The 308-nt window shown below is 48.4% G+C and carries 1 protein-coding gene; it reads left to right on the forward strand.

What is annotated here, in order from left to right; all coding sequences use genetic code 11:
- Positions 1-226 precede the first annotated feature (226 nt).
- Positions 227-308, forward strand: an 82-nt coding sequence (locus D0T50_RS13670) for an AraC family ligand binding domain-containing protein (protein ID WP_370520917.1), incomplete at its 3' end; no start/stop codon positions are given.

Genomic DNA, 308 nt, shown 5'->3' on the forward strand with positions numbered 1-308 from the left:
ATGTCCGCTTCGCGGTACTTCCAGTTGTTATCTATACGGATGGCAAGTACATTCTCTCCTTTCTTTATATACGGAGTAAGGTCGAAACCTACTGCACGCACACGTTTCAGCGCATGGCTACTGCCTTGCGCATCCTGCGCATCCATAATGGCAACAAGCATGTCGACGCGATATAGGAGGAAAGCATCCCGCAGAGGTATACAATAATAGAACCTATAGCAAACGGATAGAGGTAAAGGAAGGGAATATGTTTCTACTCTTTCCCGGTGAATGGCACAGCTACAAACCCGACCCCGAAGTAGGGTGGG

The organism is Bacteroides sp. 214 (genome assembly GCF_010501015.1).
Lineage (GTDB): Bacteria > Bacteroidota > Bacteroidia > Bacteroidales > Bacteroidaceae > Bacteroides.